At 42.0% G+C, this 19,244-nt stretch carries 15 protein-coding genes; 5 read left to right on the forward strand and 10 right to left on the reverse strand.

Going from position 1 to position 19,244, the window contains the following annotated elements; all coding sequences use genetic code 11:
* The first annotated feature begins 3 nt into the window (after nucleotides 1-3).
* From DUL71_RS21955 to DUL71_RS21970, 3 genes are all read left to right on the forward strand, one after another.
* On the forward strand, nucleotides 4-912 hold the full coding sequence (locus DUL71_RS21955) for a serine hydrolase (protein WP_114940053.1): 909 nt from the start codon (nucleotides 4-6) through the stop codon (nucleotides 910-912).
* 502 nt (nucleotides 913-1,414) lie between these two features.
* On the forward strand, nucleotides 1,415-3,772 hold the full coding sequence (locus DUL71_RS21960; RefSeq protein WP_161964485.1) for a TonB-dependent receptor: 2,358 nt from the start codon (nucleotides 1,415-1,417) through the stop codon (nucleotides 3,770-3,772).
* Between the two features lie 498 nt (nucleotides 3,773-4,270).
* Nucleotides 4,271-4,798, forward strand: a complete 528-nt coding sequence (locus DUL71_RS21970; RefSeq protein ID WP_114940056.1) for a hypothetical protein — start codon at nucleotides 4,271-4,273, stop codon at nucleotides 4,796-4,798.
* Between the two features lie 4 nt (nucleotides 4,799-4,802).
* Here the strand turns inward: DUL71_RS21970 and DUL71_RS21975 are convergent, their stop codons facing one another.
* Nucleotides 4,803-5,564, reverse strand: a complete 762-nt coding sequence (locus DUL71_RS21975; RefSeq protein WP_112575819.1) for a DUF5131 family protein — start codon at nucleotides 5,562-5,564, stop codon at nucleotides 4,803-4,805.
* Nucleotides 5,565-5,570: 6 nt separating this feature from the next.
* Nucleotides 5,571-6,656, reverse strand: coding sequence for a three-Cys-motif partner protein TcmP (gene tcmP, locus DUL71_RS21980; protein ID WP_112575820.1), 1,086 nt, complete (start codon nucleotides 6,654-6,656; stop codon nucleotides 5,571-5,573).
* Between the two features lie 200 nt (nucleotides 6,657-6,856).
* On the opposite strand from tcmP, the gene fabG reads away from it, so the two are divergent.
* Together fabG and DUL71_RS21990 are read left to right on the forward strand one after the other, a co-directional pair.
* The gene (gene fabG / locus DUL71_RS21985; protein ID WP_114940057.1) at nucleotides 6,857-7,600 is read left to right on the forward strand and encodes a 3-oxoacyl-[acyl-carrier-protein] reductase; all 744 of its coding nucleotides are present in this window, start codon (nucleotides 6,857-6,859) and stop codon (nucleotides 7,598-7,600) included.
* A gap of 259 nt (nucleotides 7,601-7,859) precedes the next feature.
* Nucleotides 7,860-9,941 carry a vWA domain-containing protein gene (locus tag DUL71_RS21990; protein WP_114940058.1) on the forward strand — a complete coding sequence of 694 codons (2,082 nt, stop codon included), beginning with the start codon at nucleotides 7,860-7,862 and terminating at the stop codon, nucleotides 9,939-9,941.
* 901 nt (nucleotides 9,942-10,842) lie between these two features.
* Here the strand turns inward: DUL71_RS21990 and DUL71_RS21995 are convergent.
* The 8 genes from DUL71_RS21995 to DUL71_RS22030 all read right to left on the reverse strand — a co-directional run bounded on the left by DUL71_RS21995 (nucleotide 10,843) and on the right by DUL71_RS22030 (nucleotide 19,005).
* Complete coding sequence (locus tag DUL71_RS21995) at nucleotides 10,843-11,166, reverse strand: FtsB family cell division protein (RefSeq protein WP_244228811.1); 324 nt, start codon at nucleotides 11,164-11,166, stop codon at nucleotides 10,843-10,845.
* A gap of 161 nt (nucleotides 11,167-11,327) precedes the next feature.
* Nucleotides 11,328-12,692 (reverse strand): DEAD/DEAH box helicase, encoded by a 1,365-nt coding sequence (locus tag DUL71_RS22000; RefSeq protein WP_114940059.1) that lies wholly within the window; start codon nucleotides 12,690-12,692, stop codon nucleotides 11,328-11,330.
* A gap of 155 nt (nucleotides 12,693-12,847) precedes the next feature.
* Nucleotides 12,848-13,384, reverse strand: a complete 537-nt coding sequence (lspA, locus tag DUL71_RS22005; protein WP_114940060.1) for a signal peptidase II — start codon at nucleotides 13,382-13,384, stop codon at nucleotides 12,848-12,850.
* 192 nt (nucleotides 13,385-13,576) lie between these two features.
* On the reverse strand, nucleotides 13,577-14,872 hold the full coding sequence (gene eno / locus DUL71_RS22010; protein WP_114940061.1) for a phosphopyruvate hydratase: 1,296 nt from the start codon (nucleotides 14,870-14,872) through the stop codon (nucleotides 13,577-13,579).
* 363 nt (nucleotides 14,873-15,235) lie between these two features.
* Nucleotides 15,236-15,973 (reverse strand): DUF2490 domain-containing protein, encoded by a 738-nt coding sequence (locus DUL71_RS22015; protein ID WP_114940062.1) that lies wholly within the window; start codon nucleotides 15,971-15,973, stop codon nucleotides 15,236-15,238.
* A gap of 121 nt (nucleotides 15,974-16,094) precedes the next feature.
* The gene (locus DUL71_RS22020; RefSeq protein WP_114940063.1) at nucleotides 16,095-17,219 is read right to left on the reverse strand and encodes an ABC transporter permease; all 1,125 of its coding nucleotides are present in this window, start codon (nucleotides 17,217-17,219) and stop codon (nucleotides 16,095-16,097) included.
* 265 nt (nucleotides 17,220-17,484) lie between these two features.
* Nucleotides 17,485-18,249 carry an ABC transporter ATP-binding protein gene (locus DUL71_RS22025; RefSeq protein ID WP_112575829.1) on the reverse strand — a complete coding sequence of 255 codons (765 nt, stop codon included), beginning with the start codon at nucleotides 18,247-18,249 and terminating at the stop codon, nucleotides 17,485-17,487.
* A gap of 549 nt (nucleotides 18,250-18,798) precedes the next feature.
* Nucleotides 18,799-19,005, reverse strand: a complete 207-nt coding sequence (locus DUL71_RS22030; protein WP_114940064.1) for a hypervirulence associated TUDOR domain-containing protein — start codon at nucleotides 19,003-19,005, stop codon at nucleotides 18,799-18,801.
* Between the last annotated feature and the right edge of the window lie 239 nt (nucleotides 19,006-19,244).

Genomic DNA, 19,244 nt, shown 5'->3' on the forward strand with positions numbered 1-19,244 from the left:
CTCATGAAATATAAATTCACCCTGTTGTTGCTGTTGTTTGCAGCATCTGCCTTTGCTCAAACCGATGGTAAACTCACTGCCAAACTTAATGATGCCGTAAAAGATTTTCACGGCCAGGTTGGCATTTATGTGCATAACCTTAAAACAGGCAAAACTGCCGAGATCAACGCTGATACCCTGTTCCCTACGGCAAGTATGATCAAAGTAAGTATTCAATGCGGGGTGATGGATAAGATAGAAAAGGGCGAACTGAAATATAACCAAAAACTGGTTTACCGCGATTCGCTGCTTTACGCCGGTGAAGACCTGCTGGGTTCGTTTAAAGACAAAGATACCGTGCAACTAAGTAAAGTAGCCATGCTGATGATCACCATGAGCGATAACACGGCAAGCCTTTGGCTGCAAAAACTGGTGGGGAGTGAATATATTAACAACTGGCTCGATCAAAATGGTTTTAAGGTGATGCGTGTAAATTCAAGGGCGCCGGGCCGCGAAGCTATGCGCAAAATATACGGCTGGGGTGTAAGTACACCACGCGAAATGTGTCGGCTGTTCACCCTGATTCGGGAAGGAAAGGCAGTTAGCCCAGCCGCCAGCGAACGGATGTACCGTAACATGGGCCGCATTTACTGGGATGAGCATGCGCTGTCGCAGATACCGCCGTATGTGCACACCATATCCAAACAGGGCGCGGTTGACGAATCCCGCTCAGAAACGATATTGGTTAATGCTCCACATGGCGATTATGTATTTTCGATCATTACCAATCATAACAAAGATACCAGCTGGACGCCCAACAACGAAGCTGGCCTGCTGATCAAAAAAATATCGGCCCTGCTATGGCATTATTTTGAACCTGCTGATAAGTGGCAACCCGCTGATGGGGTAGATAAGTTTATGCTGAATGAATAGACTTTATTACTTGTTGCTATATTTCATTTGCTCCCCACTATTGCTGAATAAGTACCAGAGAATCCCGGGAAAATTGAGGTAATGAAAAAAAATTAGATGGTGTGTGCGGGGGCCTGCGTTAGTGATAGGAGCGGATACCGGCCTTGTGGTTAAGGCCTGTGTAGTATGAGCGCATAGCACGGGCCGCAGGCAACGCCCATATTTATGATGTTGCTCAAAAGACACCTCTCGCATCTTTCCAACGCTTCTGCAAAAACTTGCTATACCCTTTCTTAGGCACTGGCCACCATTGTTCTGTCCTCTTTCACTTGAAGCTTATGCTCAAGAAACATTTCTTTTACTTTGTCTTGTAGTGTATAGGAGCAACCTTAAATGTTAGAATATATTTTTTTATATAAATCACGTAATATTTACGCGGGATAGGTGTTAATTGTTTGTCATTTGCTATTATTGACAATCGATTACAATGTGTGATCTGTACACATTTAACTATACCTATTTTATGCGTAAATTATTTACTTTATTACTACTTATTATTGCTTTTTCGGCCCGGAGCCAAACCACGGGCGATTATTCGGGTACCATTACCGATAGCAAAAGCCAACCTATCGCAGGCGCCTCGGTGTACCTGCTCAATACAAACTATCAAACCAGCGCCGACAGGAGCGGGAAGTTTATTTTAAAAAATATTACTACCGGGAAATATACCCTGCATATCAGCGCTATTGGTTATGCGGCTAAAAATGTACCGGTAAATATGATCGGCACCAGTCGCCCGATAACAATCCAGTTAAATGATGCCAGCAATCAGTTGGATGAGGTTACGGTATCGGCCCAAAAAACAGAAGAACAGGCACAGCGTGTACCGTTCAGTATTTCAACGTTATCAGCCAAACAAATACAGGATTACAGGCTTTGGGACCTGAAAGACCTTACTGCCATTGTACCTAACTTAAACTCAGGTGCTCCCGGCGATGGCCGTACGGTAACAGGTATCCGTGGTATTGTTACCACATCATATGATCCAGCCGTAGCAACTTATGTTGATGGTGTAAATCAGTATGGGCTGGACACCTATATCCCTCAGTTATTGGATGTAGATAGGATAGAGGTTTTGCGTGGCCCGCAGGGAACTTTGTACGGACGTAACGCTACCGGTGGTGTAATCAATGTGATCACCAGGCAGCCATCAAATACATTAAGCGGCTTTGCGGGTGTTGATGTTGGTAATTACAATCAGCAGCGTTATACTTTAGGCATCAAAGCTCCGCTGGTAAAAGATAAATTGTATTTAGGTGTAGCCGGTATTTATTCTGGTTTTAACGGTTTTTATACCAATACATTTAATAATACACATTTTGATAAGCAGCATTATTTTTTGGGTAACTATTACCTGAAGTTTTTGGCTACCTCAAAACTTGCTTTTACACTGAATGTTAAAAATTATAACAACCGTAATAATGGCGCGTTTACTTTAGCCGGTTCGCCTGATGAAGCTTTGAGCCACCCGTTTGAAGTTAATCAGAACGCTACTACCAAAATGGTTGACAATACCTTTCAATCATCGTTAACGGCTAACTACAGCGGCAACGATTTTAACTTTACCTCACAAACATCTTACCAGGTAAATAACCGTTATTATACCACGCCTATAGATGGCGACTTTTCACCTATCGACGCGGTATCTATTGTAAATAACTATGGTGGTAAATGGAATAAAGTAAAAACTACCATCCAGGAGTTTCGCTTTACTTCTCCGGCTTCTTCGACTGCAAAATTGAAATGGGCTGCCGGTACTTACGGTTTTTATCACTACGCTCCAAACAGGCAGGGCACCTACTTTGGTGATGACGCGGCGGCGGTTGGTTCGCCAATGACGGATTTTACCAGTATCAATACCAATACCGATCGTAATTATGGCTTAGCTGTTTACGGGCAGGCTACTTACGCTGTAAGCGAGCAGTTTGACGTTACGGCTGGTTTGCGTTATGATTATGAGCACAAAAAAGAAAATGTAATGGGCGAATTCCTGCCAAAGGGCGGTGAGTCGGTTGTTACGCGTTCAGATACATCATCAACTGCGCATTATAAGGCCTTTACACCGAAGCTGAGTTTGGCTTACCATATAGCGGCACATAATAACTTGTTTGCTACCTATAGCCGTGGCTTCCGCGCGGGTGGCATTACGGAGTTAGGTTCTGATCCATCATCGCCACCGCTTTATTCTTTCAAACCTGAATACAGCAATAATTTTGAAGTGGGTTCAAAAAACGACTTTTTAGATAACCGCCTGCGTGTAAATGTAACCGCGTTTTATACCCGTGTTACCGATGCCCAGGTACCAACGCTGGTATTGCCTGATGCTATTACCATCACCAAAAACGCGGGTAAATTAAGCAGCAAAGGTATCGAGGCCGAAATTAACGCCACACCAATTAAAGGACTTGAATTTGATTACAACTTTGGATATACCCATGCCCGTTATATTACATTGGTAGTAGGCAACAACGGCGAAGAAGTGAACCTGAAAGGCAATAAGCAAATTTATACACCTAACATTACCAGCATGCTTGCACTGCAGTATGGTTATGACCTGGGTGGTCCGCTAAAAACTAAGTTGATTGCCCGTGGCGAATGGCGCTACCTTGGCGACCAGTATTTTGACCTTGCTAACCAAATAGAACAGAAAGGTTACAGCAAGTTTAATGCGAGGGTAGGTGTAAGCACCAAAAGGTTCGGTCTGTTTTTCTGGGAGAGCAACATTGCCAACAAAAAATACATTGACTATGCCTATGATTTTGGCGCGACTCACTTAGGTAACCCACGTACCTATGGTGTATCGTTGAATACTACTTTCTAATTTTTATTGCATCTGCACGTTCAAACGTCTACGTTTGAATGACTGTTACTCTGAGCGTCCACGCTCCCGGTTTAGGGGTAAGCGTGGACGCTTACTTTTTAAAAGCATCGGGATGTGCGATTCCCCTCTTGAGAGTAATGGCCTATGAAAAGACACAATACTTAAAATTATCACACATATCTACTCACCCCGACATCGCTGCGCTCGTCACCCCTCTCTACGCTGCGCGTAAAGAGGGGATTTTAATTTATATTTTTTCTTACCCTCTTTATCCGAAGGATAGAGAGGGTGGTCCAGCGAAGCGCAGACCGGGTGAGTCAAGTATACAGCTTGTCATTTCCGGTACCAGTCTTTTATGGGCTATGTATTCTCTCTCAAGAAGGGATTTTTAAAACGCTTCTTCCAGCTACCGTGTAATATTTGGTTGTTTTACCCTGCCATTCCGGATATTTTTTGTTAATTCAATCAAAATCTGATTGTTAATAAACTTTGATCTTCATGAAAAAGAATATCCTGCCGTTGCTCATCGCTATTGTTAGCATTGCTATCACTTTCCCTGCACATTCGCAGGTGATTACCAAATACGGTGATAATGTGAGTACCCTTGACGGTATCATGAAAGCCTATTATGGCGTGGTTACCGTTAAGAAAGGTGAAAAGGTAAGTTACGAGCGCGACAGTCTGCTGCATATTTCCAACGCCCATGTTGGCGCAGGTTATATTGATAAGCAGGGCAAACAGCAGTTTAGTTATATGACGTTGAAGGAATACCACAAACTGGCCGATCCGTCCCTGTCAAAAAATGGTTTTGACGAACGGGAGATAGCCCGTCGGGTAGAAAAGTTTGGTAGTATTTATCACGTATGGAGCACATACGAATCGCGCAATACCGCCGGGGGGCCTGTAACTGAACGTGGTATCAATAGTATTGAGCTGTTTAACGATGGCACCCGTTTCTGGATCCTGGCCTGGTTTTATGACGGCGAACGTAAGGACAATCCTATCCCGGCGGAGTATTTGAAATAGGTTTTTAAGCCGCATTAGTTGGCATTTCTCTATAAATTTCCCCATCCAATTCACATCCACCTTTAGCGTGTTTAGGATGATTTGCTTCTATTGTAGGATCGTTAGGATTAATATTGAACTTGGCTTTTCCCCATTGTTTAAAGAAGAACGGAATATTTTCTTCGCTACATTTATTTTTTACAAAGTCAATCCATTGCTTTTGTAACGGACGTGCTTTATGCCCTGATTCCCCACCAACTATAACCCAATCTATATTTTTTAGACGTAGAGAAGTAACAGGTCCAATAAGAGGCTCTATCGATAAAAATTTAATTTTTGCGTTCGTATTTGCCAAATGTTCCACCCTATAAGTATAATCATCATTTTCGACAGAAACGCCCATCCAAATATTATTTGTCCAATTAAGTTCAGTTGAAAGTGCTAATAGTCTTTCAGATCTCTTGGTTAAAACTTGATATATATGTTGAGGAGTACTATTCATAACGGAAAAAACCGCTTTGATAAATTCGAACGGTACGTCATCATGAAATAAATCGCTCATTGAATTTACAAAAACCACTTTTGGCTTTTTCCAAGTAAACGGAATCGATAACGTTTCAGGATGAACTCTTAATAAAAAGCCATCTTTGTATTTTTCGGTACCCATTGCCTTTAGTCTTTTGGACATAGATTCAGCATAGCAATGTTTACATCCGGGACTTATTTTATTACACCCGGTTACTGGATTCCAAGTTAGCTCTGTCCATTCTATTCCGGAAGCACTCATAATATTTTAATTTAATACACTAATTTTAGTGTTGTCGTTATCTCGATGTAAATCTGAGGAAATTAGCTTAAATTGGAAATCTATATCTTTCTTTTTCTTAAGCCTTTCAAGTACAGTATTGGCATCTTTAAATAAAAATCCTTCATCTAATGAATATAAATAAACAGAATGTTTATCTATCAGCCTTTTATTCAAAATAAGTTCAGTTAAATTCTTTTCGAAAACCTGTCTTTTGTTTGGTTTATTAAAATGATCAAATAGGAATGGCTGATTAAAATCGATTTTTTCACTATCTATATCATAATTTGCTTCGCCTCGCATTTTATCATTTCTCCATGCTATAGCCAAGAATTTTTCAATCCCGAGTGTATGATTCGTACCAAAAATTAAACCATAAATATTAGATCCCTTTTTTATAGAGAACGGCGCTAAGTAATATTTCTTATTATTAGGGATTAATGATTTGTAATGTTGAAGCACGTTTCGATGAATATGATAATAATTCATCTGCTGTATTTCTATCGGATCAAAAGAAAAATATTTTTTGAATTCAGGTGTATCTGCAAACCTTTTAAAATATGAAGAAGATATGTAGAACAGGAAATCAGTTTGTTTTAAGGAAATAATTTTATTGAAAATTTCTGAAGTAATTTGCTTTATCCCATTTTGATCCAAAAACAAAAAATTGGCAGATGTTTTCATTGATTCATATAGGGATGAGAATAGTGAAGCAAAATCTTCTTTATAAGGCTTGATTTCAAAATCCCCTTCAATATCTTTTAATGATTCAATAAGAAAATTATAGTTGTCTTGATCCAACTCGTTGAAATGTAAAATTACTCTAATTCCATTGTCCTTTATAAAATGCTCAATTGACTTGACTATCGCAATTGCAATTAAAGGACTGCCTGGAACATCATTCTTATCCTTGCCCTGCCCGGCAAAAAAGTCAAAGATTTGTACGGTTCTCCAAATAGGTTCTTTCTTTGAAAGAAAAACTGGAAGCCATTCTTTAAAATAATCTTTATAAATTTTTAATTTAACTAAAGTTCCCTCATCGAAGGGCTTTCTGAAAAGGTCTTTACCAGGCATAAAGTAAAATTACTAAAATTATTAGTATTTAAAAATAAAAGTGAGTGTTTATAAATTGGATCTAACTATCTGTTTTGCAAATATTAAGTAATATCATTATATAATATGATATTTGCAAGGGCATTTTATGGTCGGAATAGAGCTATGATTGAAAACAAAAAACTGCTAACTTCACCGCCCTGAAATCATATACTTTAATTATGAAATTATTAGAAGGAAAAACCGCGTTGGTTACCGGCGCGTCAAAAGGAATAGGCCGTAAGATTGCCGAAAAATTTGCCGAGCATGGCGCTAACGTAGCTTTCACCTACTTGTCGTCTGTTGAAAAAGGTCAGGCGTTGGAGCAGGAGCTGCAAAGCTTCGGCACTAAAATAAAAGGTTACCGCTCTGACGCTTCCAAATTTGATGAAGCTGATAAATTGATCACCGATATTGTTGCTGATTTTGGAACTCTTGATATTGTGGTTAACAATGCCGGTATTACTAAAGATGGTTTGCTGATGCGCATGACCGAAGAAAACTGGGACGAAGTGCTTGACGTAAACCTGAAATCGATATTCAACGTTACTAAAGCTGCCTCAAAAATCATGATGAAAAACCGTAAAGGTGTGTTCATTAACATGAGCTCTGTTGTTGGTGTACAAGGCAATGCCGGTCAGGCTAATTATGCTGCTTCAAAAGCAGGTATCATCGGTTTCTCTAAATCGGTAGCTAAAGAGTTGGGTTCACGTAACATCCGCACTAACGTTGTTGCCCCGGGCTTTATCCATACCGAAATGACCGAGGTGCTGGACCCAAAAGTTGTTGAAGGCTGGGCAGCCGGTATCCCGCTTAAACGTGCCGGCGAAGTTGAGGACGTAGCTAATGCCTGCGTATTCCTTGCTTCAGACATGGCCGCTTATATCACCGGACAGGTTATCCCTGTTGATGGTGGTATGTTGTAAGATATATTTATTTCTACTACATGTCATTGCGGGGAGGAACGACGAAGCGATCTCGTAGCTATACAGGGCGGCTTTGCTTCCGTGCGGTTGCCACGCTTCGCTCGCAATGACATGGTTTTTTAAATCCTGGTAAGTTCGTCTCGATCTCAACCGGCGAATTAAAACTTATTCCCCTCTTTTCACAATAATTTCGCATTTTGCAGTTAATGTTTATTGGGCCGGATGCCCCGCGCCTTTGACAATGATACTATAGCTACAAATGTTTTCACTTACATGGGGTTCTGTTTCGGGATGGTGGTTGCCTGCCGGCTTATTGCTTGGCTTAGGGTATGCCTGGCTCATGTACCGCAAGCCGGTTGATCTTGGTAAAAATTTACGCTATATACTGGCTGCTTTCCGTGCAATTACCGTATTTTTCATAACGGTGCTGCTCATTTCCCCCTTAGTAAAAACGGTTAAATATGAGCCGCAAAGGCCTTTGGTACTTATTGCCCAGGATAATTCATCATCTGTCAATACGTTTAAGCCAACTGACTTTAGCTCTTCTACCTTTGTTGATGATCTGGCTAAACTCAAACAGGAACTTGGTGATAAGTATGATGTGCAGGAATTTCATTTTGATAAAGATCTGCATACTGGTCTTTCAAAAAGTTTCGGTGGTAAGCAAACCGATATAGCCGGAGCATTGCATCAGCTTAACGACAGGTTTACCAATCAAAACATCGGCGCATTGGTATTGGCTACCGATGGTTTATATAACCAGGGGAACGATCCGCAATATGAAGCCCGGAATATTAAAACCAATATCTACACGATAGCCCTTGGCGATACCACTACCAAACGTGATTTACTCATAGGTAACGTAAATTATAACAAGACTGCCTTTTTAGGGAACGATTTTGTGATAGAAGTGCTCGCCACAGCTTATCAAAGCAATGGCGAAAACATGAACCTGGCTGTTACTGAAGATGGCAAACAAGTTTATACGCAAAGTATCCCGGTAACAGGAAATGATTTTAAAAAGATTGTTTCCATAAAACTAAATGCGGCAAAGAAAGGGCTTCGGAAATATAACATCAGCATAGCGTCCATAAAAAACGAACTCTCGACCCAAAACAATACCGAAACCATTTATGTGGAAGTGTTGGATGCAAGGCAAAAAGTTTTGTTGCTGTATAATGGTCCGCACCCGGATTTAACGGTGATTAAACAGGCTATAGAAACCAACAAAAACTTTGAGGTAAAGGCAAGCTCCCTTGCCGATGCAGCTACCATTAAACCTGCCGATTACAGCCTGGTGGTCCTGTATCAACTTTCGGCGGGTGAATATGCCCCGATAAAGAATTTTATAGCTAAAAGTAAAACGCCCGTTTGGTACATTGTTGGTTCGCAAAGTAACCTGCAGGCGATTAACAGCGAACAAAACACGGTACGCATAAGTGCAGGCAGGGCCGAAACCCAGGAAGTAATTCCGTTGCCGGCCAATGATTTTACAGCTTTTACACTGTCAGATTCGGCCAGGAGAAAGATTGCAGCATTCCCGCCATTGGTTGCACCGTTTGGCAGTTATGGAACCGCGGCAGGCACTTCAGTATTGTTGAAACAAAAGATTGGCGCGGTAGCTACTACTTACCCTTTACTTGCCTTTGGCGATGAAGCAGGACGGCGTATTGCTGTGCTAACCGGTGAAGGGATCTGGCGCTGGCAACTGTCCGAATTTCAAAACTATGGCAACAGGAACGCCACTGATGAACTGCTGAGCCAAACCGTACAATACTTAACAGCTAATGCCAACCGTCAGCGTTTCCGTGTTTACCCGGCACGTAATGTATTTGACGAGGGTGAAAACGTGATCCTCAATGCCGAATTGTATAATGATGCGCTTGAACTCATCAACACACCTGATGTAAAGATAGAACTGAAAAGCGCGGCAGGAAAAAATTACAGCTTCCTGTTCACCCGTACTGGTCAGAGCTATCAACTGGACGGTGGGGCGTTGCCTATAGGCGAGTACACTTACAGCGCCTCAACTCAAAACGGAAAACAGGATTTTAAAGCCACAGGGCAATTCACCATAAAACCCCTTAACCTCGAAGCCCGCCAAAGCGCCGCTAATCATTCACTGCTTAATACGCTGGCTAAACAAAGTGGCGGACAAATGATCAAACCTTCACAAATTAACCAGCTTGCCGATCTGATCCGCAAAAACGAAAACATTAAAACGGTAGTTTATGAGGATAAGCACTACAGCGATCTGATTGATATGAAGTGGCTGTTTGTAATGATTCTGCTGCTGTTATCAACGGAGTGGTTTTTGAGGAAGCGGGAAGGAGAAGTTTAGCGTATTAGAGTCAAGACGGTAAGATTCAAGAGGCAGGAAAGAAGGGCAGAAATCGAAAGAAAAAACGACAGGTAAAAGCGTGGCCAATTGCGATACCCTCCCCCGGGAACCATTATAGGAACATAGATTTAGGGGCTTAATTCCCCGTAGGGGATACCTGTTTGTAGCAAAAAGGGTGAAAATCCTTTGCCTCGTAGAGGCTACCCTTTAATATTGATTGCAAACATAGCCTGATTAGGGTAGCGCCTACGGCGCACAAGACTGTTTCTGTCCTTTTTCTACAAACAGGTAGCACCTACGGCGCAAAAATGGGCGTAACGATGTAGCCTTGGGAGAAGAGGCAGTCGCAAGACCCGCCCTTGGAAATCATAAGGGGGTATAGATTTTAAGGGTTTAATTCTCCGTAGGGGATACTTGTTTGTAACAAAATAAGGGTGAAAATCCTTTGCCTCGTAGAGGCTACCCTTTAACATTGATTGCAAACATCGCCCGATTAGGGTAGCGCCTACGGCGCACAAGACTGTTTCTGTCCTTTTTCTACAAACAGGTAGCACCTACGGCGCAAAAATGGACGTAACGGTGTAGCCTTGGGAGAAGAGGCAGTCGCAAGACCCGCCCTTGGAAATCATAAGGGGGTATAGATTTTAAGGGTTTAATTCTCCGTAGGGGATACTTGTTTGTAACAAAATAAGGGTGAAAATCCTTTGCCTCGTAGAGGCTACCCTTTAACATTGATTGCAAACATCGCCCGATTAGGGTAGCGCCTACGGCGCACAAGACTGTTTCTGTCCTTTTTCTACAAACAGGTAGCACCTACGGCGCAAAAATGGACGTAACGGTGTAGCTTTGGGAGAAGAGGCAGTCGCAAGATGCTCCTATTTTGGAGAAGCTAATCTTTTGTTTACTTGTCTTTACTCTCCGGTACTACCACATAAACATCCTCATTGGCTTTTTTCATAAGGTACTTTTCGCGGGCAAATTTTTCCATTTGCTGTGGATTGGTGGTAAGTTCTTTAAGCTCTTTAGTTACCTGATCGGTTTGGGCTTTATAGAAATCGCGCTCAACTCTTAGTTTTTTAACCTGTTGATGGTATTGGTATTGGGAGAAAAGATCGTTCCTGTCGAAGAATATCATCCACACTACAAAAGCAAGGGTAACCAGAAAAAACTTGTTCTTGAAAAGATCTATAAGGCGTTTCATTGATACCGGCTGTATGATTTTCATTTAAAGCTATTTAATTTTTTCGACCGCTACAAATATGCTTATTAACTTATTAACAGGGGGATTTTTTTGGAGATTGGTTGATTAAGTTGATTAGGTGAGTGGTTTTGTCTATAACTAAAACAACCATTCACCTAACCAACTACTCACTCAATCAACCAGTCTTAACCTTTTCTGGCTCCGCTCATGCCGCTTTTGCCGCCGGGTTTAGATGCTTCTGAGCGGTTACCGCCTGGTTTTTTATTGCCACCAGAACGGTTATTTCCGGCTGAACGGCTGTTGCCGCTACCGCCAGATCTGCGGTTACCTCCACGGCCACCGCCACCTCCTCGTTGGCCGCCTGAACCACCTTTTTTAGGTGCTTCGTTTATTTTAGCTGCCATAGCCGCCGGGCTAAGCGGGTAAGGGTGACCTTCTTCAACCGGGATCTGTTTGGCTATCAGTTTGTGGATATCTTTCAAAAACTCCAGTTCCTCGGCATCGCAAAATGAAAACGCTATGCCATCTGCCCCGGCACGACCGGTACGGCCAATACGGTGTACGTAGGTTTCGGGTATGTTAGGCAATTCGTAGTTGATAACGTGTGTTAACTCGTCAATATCAATACCACGGGCCGCGATATCGGTAGCTATCAATACACGTGTTGTACGGTTTTTAAAGTTGGTTAATGCGCGCTGCCTTGCATTTTGTGATTTATTGCCGTGGATAGCTTCGGCAGTAATACCTGCCCGGGTTAAATCTTTTACAACTTTATCGGCTCCGTGTTTGGTGCGCGTAAATACCAAAGCGGTTTTAATATTTTTATCTTTCAGTATGTGGATCAGCAGCGATTTTTTATCGCTCTTATCAACATAATAAATCTTTTGCTGTATGGTATCGGCAGTGGATGAAACCGGGGTAACTTCTACTTTTTCGGGATTATTCAGGATGCTATCTGCCAGGCTCTGGATCTCTTTTGGCATGGTGGCCGAAAAGAACAACGTTTGCCTTTTAGCGGGCACTTTGGCAATGATCTTCTTAACATCATTAACAAAGCCCATATCCAGCATGCGGTCGGCCTCGTCCAATATCAAGAATTTAACATGCTCCAGGTTAATAAAACGCTGGTTCATTAAATCCAGCAATCGGCCCGGGGTTGCTACTAAAATATCAACACCACGACGCAAAGCATCAACCTGTGGGTTTTGCGACACACCACCAAATATGACCAGGTTTTTAAGGCCTGTATGCCTTCCGTAATTGGTAAAGCTTTCGCCAATTTGAAGGGCAAGCTCACGGGTAGGCGTTAAAACCAAAGCTTTAATGGTTTTTTGCTCTTTGTGGGCTATCCTGTCCTGGTGCAATAGCTGTAGGGTAGGGATAGCGAACGCCGCGGTTTTACCGGTGCCGGTTTGGGCACAGCCAAGCAAATCATGGCGTTTTAATATAATAGGGATGGCTTGCGCCTGTATTGGAGTAGGTGTGGTATATCCCTCAGTTTTTAAAGCCTTGAGGATAGGCTCAATCAAATTTAAATTTTCGAATGACATTCTTGATCTTTTGTAAATATAAGTGTGCTAACGCGAAAGCATAAGCGGATCTGAAGAGTATGCAGGAACTCAAAACCGTAAAGCGAACGGGTAATTAGCTGCAAAGATACGCTTTTTATTGTTAAGAAAATTTTAAGGGCAAGAGTTACACCGGATTAAGCTGCCAATGTTTCGGTATCGGGAGCGTTCTGTTCCTTTTTAGCCTTACGGTCTTTTTGCCATGATTCCAGCAAAATAAGGCCCATACCTATCATGATAGATACATCCGCAACGTTGAATACGCCGGTTTGGAAAATGCCGAAATTCATGTGCATAAAGTCGGTTACGCTGCCGTACAACATCCTGTCATATAAATTACCTGCGCCGCCGGCAATGACCAAAACAATACCAATGGTGGTTAATTTACCTATTAATGGTTTTAACATCACGTAAAAAACACCGAAGGCAAGGGCCAATAGTGGCAATAATGATAGCAGGATAAATTTCCATGGGTTTTGCAACGAATCGCCAAGGCTTAAAAAAGCGCCGGTATTTTCGGCATGCAGTATGGTGAAAAAGTTTTTGATAACAAAAATGTTATCGCTGATGTGAATGTGTTCCCTTATGTAGATTTTAGTAACCCTGTCAAGCGCGATGCTTAAAACCAATATCAGCACTATACCCAATATCCTCGAAATCCCTTTTCTGTTCATTAGTTTATTTTAACAAGTTATTATAACGCAGTTGTTTCGGTTTAATTATGTGGCCTTGATTGCGGACGCAAAGGTAAAAAAATACTTGGAGATGAGGATAAAATATCGTTATGTTGAACTGGTTTCAGCATAACAAGGGGCAATAAAAAAGGCCATCTGCTTTACACAGATGGCCTTCTCAGTATCAAAAGATTATTTTTTGAAGTATTTGAAATCTTTACCGATGAATTTAGCGTTAGCGCCTAATTCTTCTTCGATACGTAACAACTGGTTGTATTTAGCGATCCTGTCTGAACGTGAAGCCGAACCGGTTTTGATCTGACCGCAGTTTAATGCTACAGCAAGGTCAGCAATGGTTGAGTCTTCAGTTTCGCCCGAACGGTGGCTCATTACTGAGGTGAAACCGTTGGTTTGAGCTAAAGTAACAGCGTTGATAGTTTCAGTTAATGAACCAATTTGGTTTACTTTTACCAGGATTGAGTTAGCAATGCCTTCGCTAACACCTCTTTGTAAACGTTTAGTGTTGGTTACAAATAAATCGTCACCTACTAACTGAACTTTTTTACCGATTTTGTCGGTTAAGATTTTCCAACCTTCCCAATCGTCCTCAGCCATACCGTCTTCGATAGAGATAACAGGATATTTTTCAACTAATTCGGCAAGGTAATCAGCTTGCTCGGCGCTGGTACGGATAGCACCTTTTTCGCCTTCAAATTTAGTATAATCGTATTTACCGTCTTTGTAAAACTCAGAAGCAGCACAGTCAAACGCGATGAAGATATCTTCACCAGCTTTGTAACCTGCTTTTTCAATAGCTTGTAAAATGGTTTCAACGCCATCTTCAGTACCTTCAAAAGTTGGAGCAAAACCGCCTTCGTCACCTACTGCAGTTGATAAACCGCGATCGTGAAGGATTTTTTTCAGGTTGTGGAATACTTCGGTACCCCAACGTAAAGCTTCAGAGAATGAAGGAGCGCCAACCGGCATGATCATAAACTCCTGGAATGCGATAGGAGCGTCAGAGTGTGAACCACCGTTTACGATGTTCATCATCGGGATTGGCAAAGTGTTAGCGTTTACACCACCAATGTAGCGGTATAAAGGCTGACGGCTTTCCTGAGCCGCAGCTTTAGCAACAGCTAATGAAACACCTAATATAGCGTTAGCACCAATTTTACCTTTGTTTTCGGTACCGTCAATCTCAATCATTAAAGCGTCGATAGCATTTTGTTCAAACACATCGATACCTTTTAATTCAGGAGCTAAAATGTCGTTTACATTGGCAACTGCTTTTAATACACCTTTACCCATGTATTTTGACTTGTCATTGTCGCGAAGTTCAACAGCTTCGTGAACGCCGGTTGATGCACCTGATGGTACAGCAGCGCGACCGAATGCGCCATTCTCAGTTAAAACTTCTACCTCAATAGTAGGATTACCGCGAGAATCTAAAATCTGGCGGGCATGGACATCAATTATTATGCTCATAGTGAATTGTCAGAGTGTGGTTTGAATGAATACTATTAATAACGGCGGCTAAGTTAATGTGTAAATAAGGAAAACGCAATTGAAATTTTGTATTTGTAACGATTATAGCCCCGTTAAGGTGCGATTTAACATGAATTTAATATAGAATGAGTGAATTTTTCATAAAAACACAAGGTTTTTGAACTGGATTAAGGGATTTTAGATCGGGTAGTGTTAAAATTGATGTGCTTTTCTATCCCGTCGTCGTGTCCCCACGACAACACATATAATTGGTTGCCTGAACTCGAATTTGTTGAATTTGCCGAATTGACTGATGAATGATTCAATAAATTCAAATAATTCGTTTAATTCGAGTTCAGACAATTAATCACTTGTAGTAGGTACATGTTCACGCTGCACAGCATTTTTGCGCTGAATGCGGTACATGAGTATCAGCATAATATTATCCTTATCGCTTTTAGCGGTTGTTGAATAATTGTACTGGTTGATCCAACCGGCTTGCATGATCCACGATTTATCAAACTGGTAACCAAGGGCCGCCGAAATCCTGTTGCGTTCAAAATTAGGGACTTTATTATTCAGGAATACCTCGTCAAAAACGGATACAAACCAGGTTTTGGCAACAATTTTAGTATTGTTGAGTGGTACAAATACATTAAGTCTGTAGCGGAAACGGTTACGGTAATCGCCGTTAACCCAGCGTTGCTCTACCCGGTAGCGGTGCTCCAGTTTTAAACGGTACAAGAACTGGTTACTGGTGATCTGTTCCCAAAAGCGGGTTTCGCTAGTGGTGGGGCCTTTGCCGACATCCATGTAATCAAAAGTAGTGTAGCGGCCTGTGCCTAAAAGCGCAGTGAAGTTTTTATCAATATCATAGCTCACGCCAGCTTTAACCTCATAGTATTGAAACTGGCTGAACACATTGTTTGTGCGGGTTTGAAACTCGGTATAACCACCCCATTTATGCGTACTGTCACCAGGAAGTACTACAGTAGCTATTCCCCAGGTGCCAACTTTGGAGTCTTGGGCATTAACATTAACTGAATGTATGGTTAATAAAAAGAATATAATAGTTATTAAAATGGGATATCTCACTGTCATTTAGGAATCTTTTTTACAAAAGTATTTCCTAAATGTTATCTCAATGTTAATATTGACGATGTTAATATTAAATTAATGTTAAGTTTTTAAGCTCATTCTTGGCCTTGATAACTTTAAAATACTATTCCCATTTAAATGTTTTTACGGCTACCGCGTAAATGCCAACAAACCATGCCAACAATATCAGCAATTGGTGGGTAACATCACCTAAGCCCGCACCCTCGAAAGCTACTTTACGCATAGCATCGTTTAAATGTGTAAGCGGTAGTACTTTACTAATGTATTGCAGCCAGGTAGGGAAAGCAGTAATAGAAAAAAATGTGCCCGAAAGTAAAAACTGGGGCAGCGTAATGATATTAGAAAGCGGTGGAACTGAGCTTTCGTTTTTGGCAATGCCCGATACCGTGAACCCAAATCCCATGAAGATGATCAATCCGATTGCCGAAAGCACCAGCATATTAAGTACAGTGGTAACACCATGGATTAGTGTAAAACCAAACATGTAATGTCCGACTAATATGATAAACAATGAGCCTAATAATGAAAAAGCAAGCCTTGCAATAGCCTCGCCCAAAACAATGCTGTAGCGCTTAACCGGTGTAGCAAAAAAACGCTTGATAACCAAAGTTAAACGTAAGCTCAGGAACACGAAAGCCGTACCAAAAACGCCGCTGCTTAATAATGAAAAGCCCAACTGCCCCGGTAAAATAAAGTCGATATATTTATACGGGCGACCGCTGATAGTTTCTTCTTTTAAATCGATCAGGTTGGGAACTTTAACTGTTGTGTATGATTGAATCCGCTTCAATTCTTCTGATTGAATACGGTAAAAAATGTTATTCAGCGCTGATTTCAATACACTGCCTTTATCGCCCGATGCCTGGCTGTATTGCACATGAACAGTCATGGCTGCAGGTGGCGCAAAGGGTTTCAGGTCAAGAATGGCATCGATATTACCCTTTGCCAGGTTTTTGCTCATCTCATCGGCCGTTTGATCGGTAATGAGGTGCATGATCTTGTTTTTTTTCAGGGCGATATAAACCGGGTTGTTGGCTGAAGTATCGCTTCCTTTAGCTAAGCCCACATCTATCGACATGCCACCGCCGCCAATATTGGCAAAAACAATGATAAATATTAACGGGAAAGCCAGTGTAAACACCACCGCCGAAGGGCTGCGTAATATCGACCGGAAACTTGCCCGGGCAATAGCCAGGGTTGCTTTTGTATTGCTGTACTGTTTGTTCATTAATTTATATCATTTTGCCTGGGGCGTCATTAGGTCATTTAGTCATTTTTGCCTGTCGGCGTCACTATATCATTTTGCCTGGGGCGTCATTAGGTCATTTAGTCATTTTTGCCTGTCGGCGTCACTATATCATTTTGCCTGGGGCGTCATTAGGTCATTTAGTCATTTTTGCCTGTCGGCGTCACTATATCATTTTGCCTGGGGCGTCATTAGGTCATTGAGCATTTTGGCCTGCTAACTGCAAACTCAGAACTGCCAACTGCACCTATCCTTCCCGCCATTCCTTCCCGGTAAGGTTAATAAATACATCCTCCAGGTTGGCGAGCTTTACTTGTTTTTTGCGCTCGAAGCCGGAGGCTACCAACTCGTCGATAAAGTGATCGGGAGTGTCAATGCCGATGATGTGGCCACCGTCAACAAAGGCAACACGGTCGCACAGTACTTCGGCTTCGTCCATATAGTGGGTGGTGATCACCACGGTAGTTCCCTGGTCGCGGATCTCGCGGATCAAATCCCAAAGGTTGCGGCGGGCCTGCGGATCGAGGCCTGTAGTGGGCTCATCTAAAAATATGATCCTAGGGTTATTGATCAGTGTAGTGGCAATAGAAAAACGTTGCTTTTGCCCACCGGACAGATCTTTGTATTTAGCCTTAGCCTTATCGGTAAGCGCTACTTTTTCCAGCATCTCCATCGGGGTTTTATCGATGCCATATAAGCCCGAAAATAGTACGATGAGTTCCGAAAGATTAAGATTGGGATAATAACCGGCGGCTTGTAACTGTACGCCTATACGCTTTTTGATGCTATCGGCATCGGTTTCGATGTCGAAACCATCAACTACTATACTGCCGGATGTTTTATCGCGAAGGGTTTCAATAATTTCGAGGGTAGTGGTTTTACCTGCGCCGTTGGGGCCAAGCAGGCCGAAGATCTCGCCTTCGTAAACTTCAAAACTAATGCCTTTAACGGCTGCAAAATCGCCATAGTTTTTTACCAGGTTGTTTACAGTGATGATAGGTTGTTTTGTCATAGGGTAAAAATGCATCAGATTCATGAAATAACCATGAGTTTTTCGGTGAACCACATAATTTTTACGGTGAAAGTACGTTGCCCGTCGGAATAGCTCCGTTGATATTATTTGACATCATAAAAATAACCGGATGTCATGGTGAGCAATGTCATTAAGTTAAGGAAATCCCCCGGAGGGGGAACAGGTTTGTAGTAATGTAATTATACCAAAAGCAACAGTGCCAGAGGTACTGAACACCGGAGTTGTGTACCTCTGGCACACAAAAAATGCCATTCATTTGATTTCTACAAACCTTTTGCACCTCTGGTGCAGTATATAAATCTCTTAACCTAATGACATGGTATGCTGAGCCGGTCGAAACATGGTGAGTAGTGCCTCTGCACGCGACCCTTCAACAGGCTCAGGGTGACAGCCTCCTTTTGTCATTTCTCCCTTAGAAGCCGCGGATTTTATAACTCGGATAACAAATAGCATTTGAAAATGAAAAAGCCCGGATGTTTATCATCCGGGCAAATAAATGCGCTTCGCAAATATTCCCCCTTTAGGGTGTTAGGGGGCCTTTAATTCACTTTCAGATTTCAGCACTCTGCTGCCGTTTTTCTGTTCAATTTCATAAGCGGGCTCCTCTTTGCTGGCGTTGCGTTTAACTTTCGCGCCTTTTATATTTTTGCTTACCGGCTTGTCGTGCTTCTTGACGATATGGCCTTCAGCCTGTGATTTTCCCCATTTCCAGGTTACTTCATCTCCCTTTTTCATACACTTTACCTTTTCTGATTAACGTATGGGTTTTGTTATTGATTTAACAAAGATGAAATAACCATCCCTCGGGGTGCCGGGACATTATTTTATTAAATGACCGATTGAGTGGGCGATAGCTACGGCATGTTCCGCGGCTTTTATAACTAAATGGATCAATTGAATTGCAAGTAGAGTTTTCATGGCATTTATTTGTTGTTGTTTAGTGACCCAAAATTGCGCACAAAAGGCACCCTGCC

This window comes from Mucilaginibacter endophyticus, assembly GCF_003351025.1.
GTDB lineage: Bacteria > Bacteroidota > Bacteroidia > Sphingobacteriales > Sphingobacteriaceae > Mucilaginibacter > Mucilaginibacter endophyticus.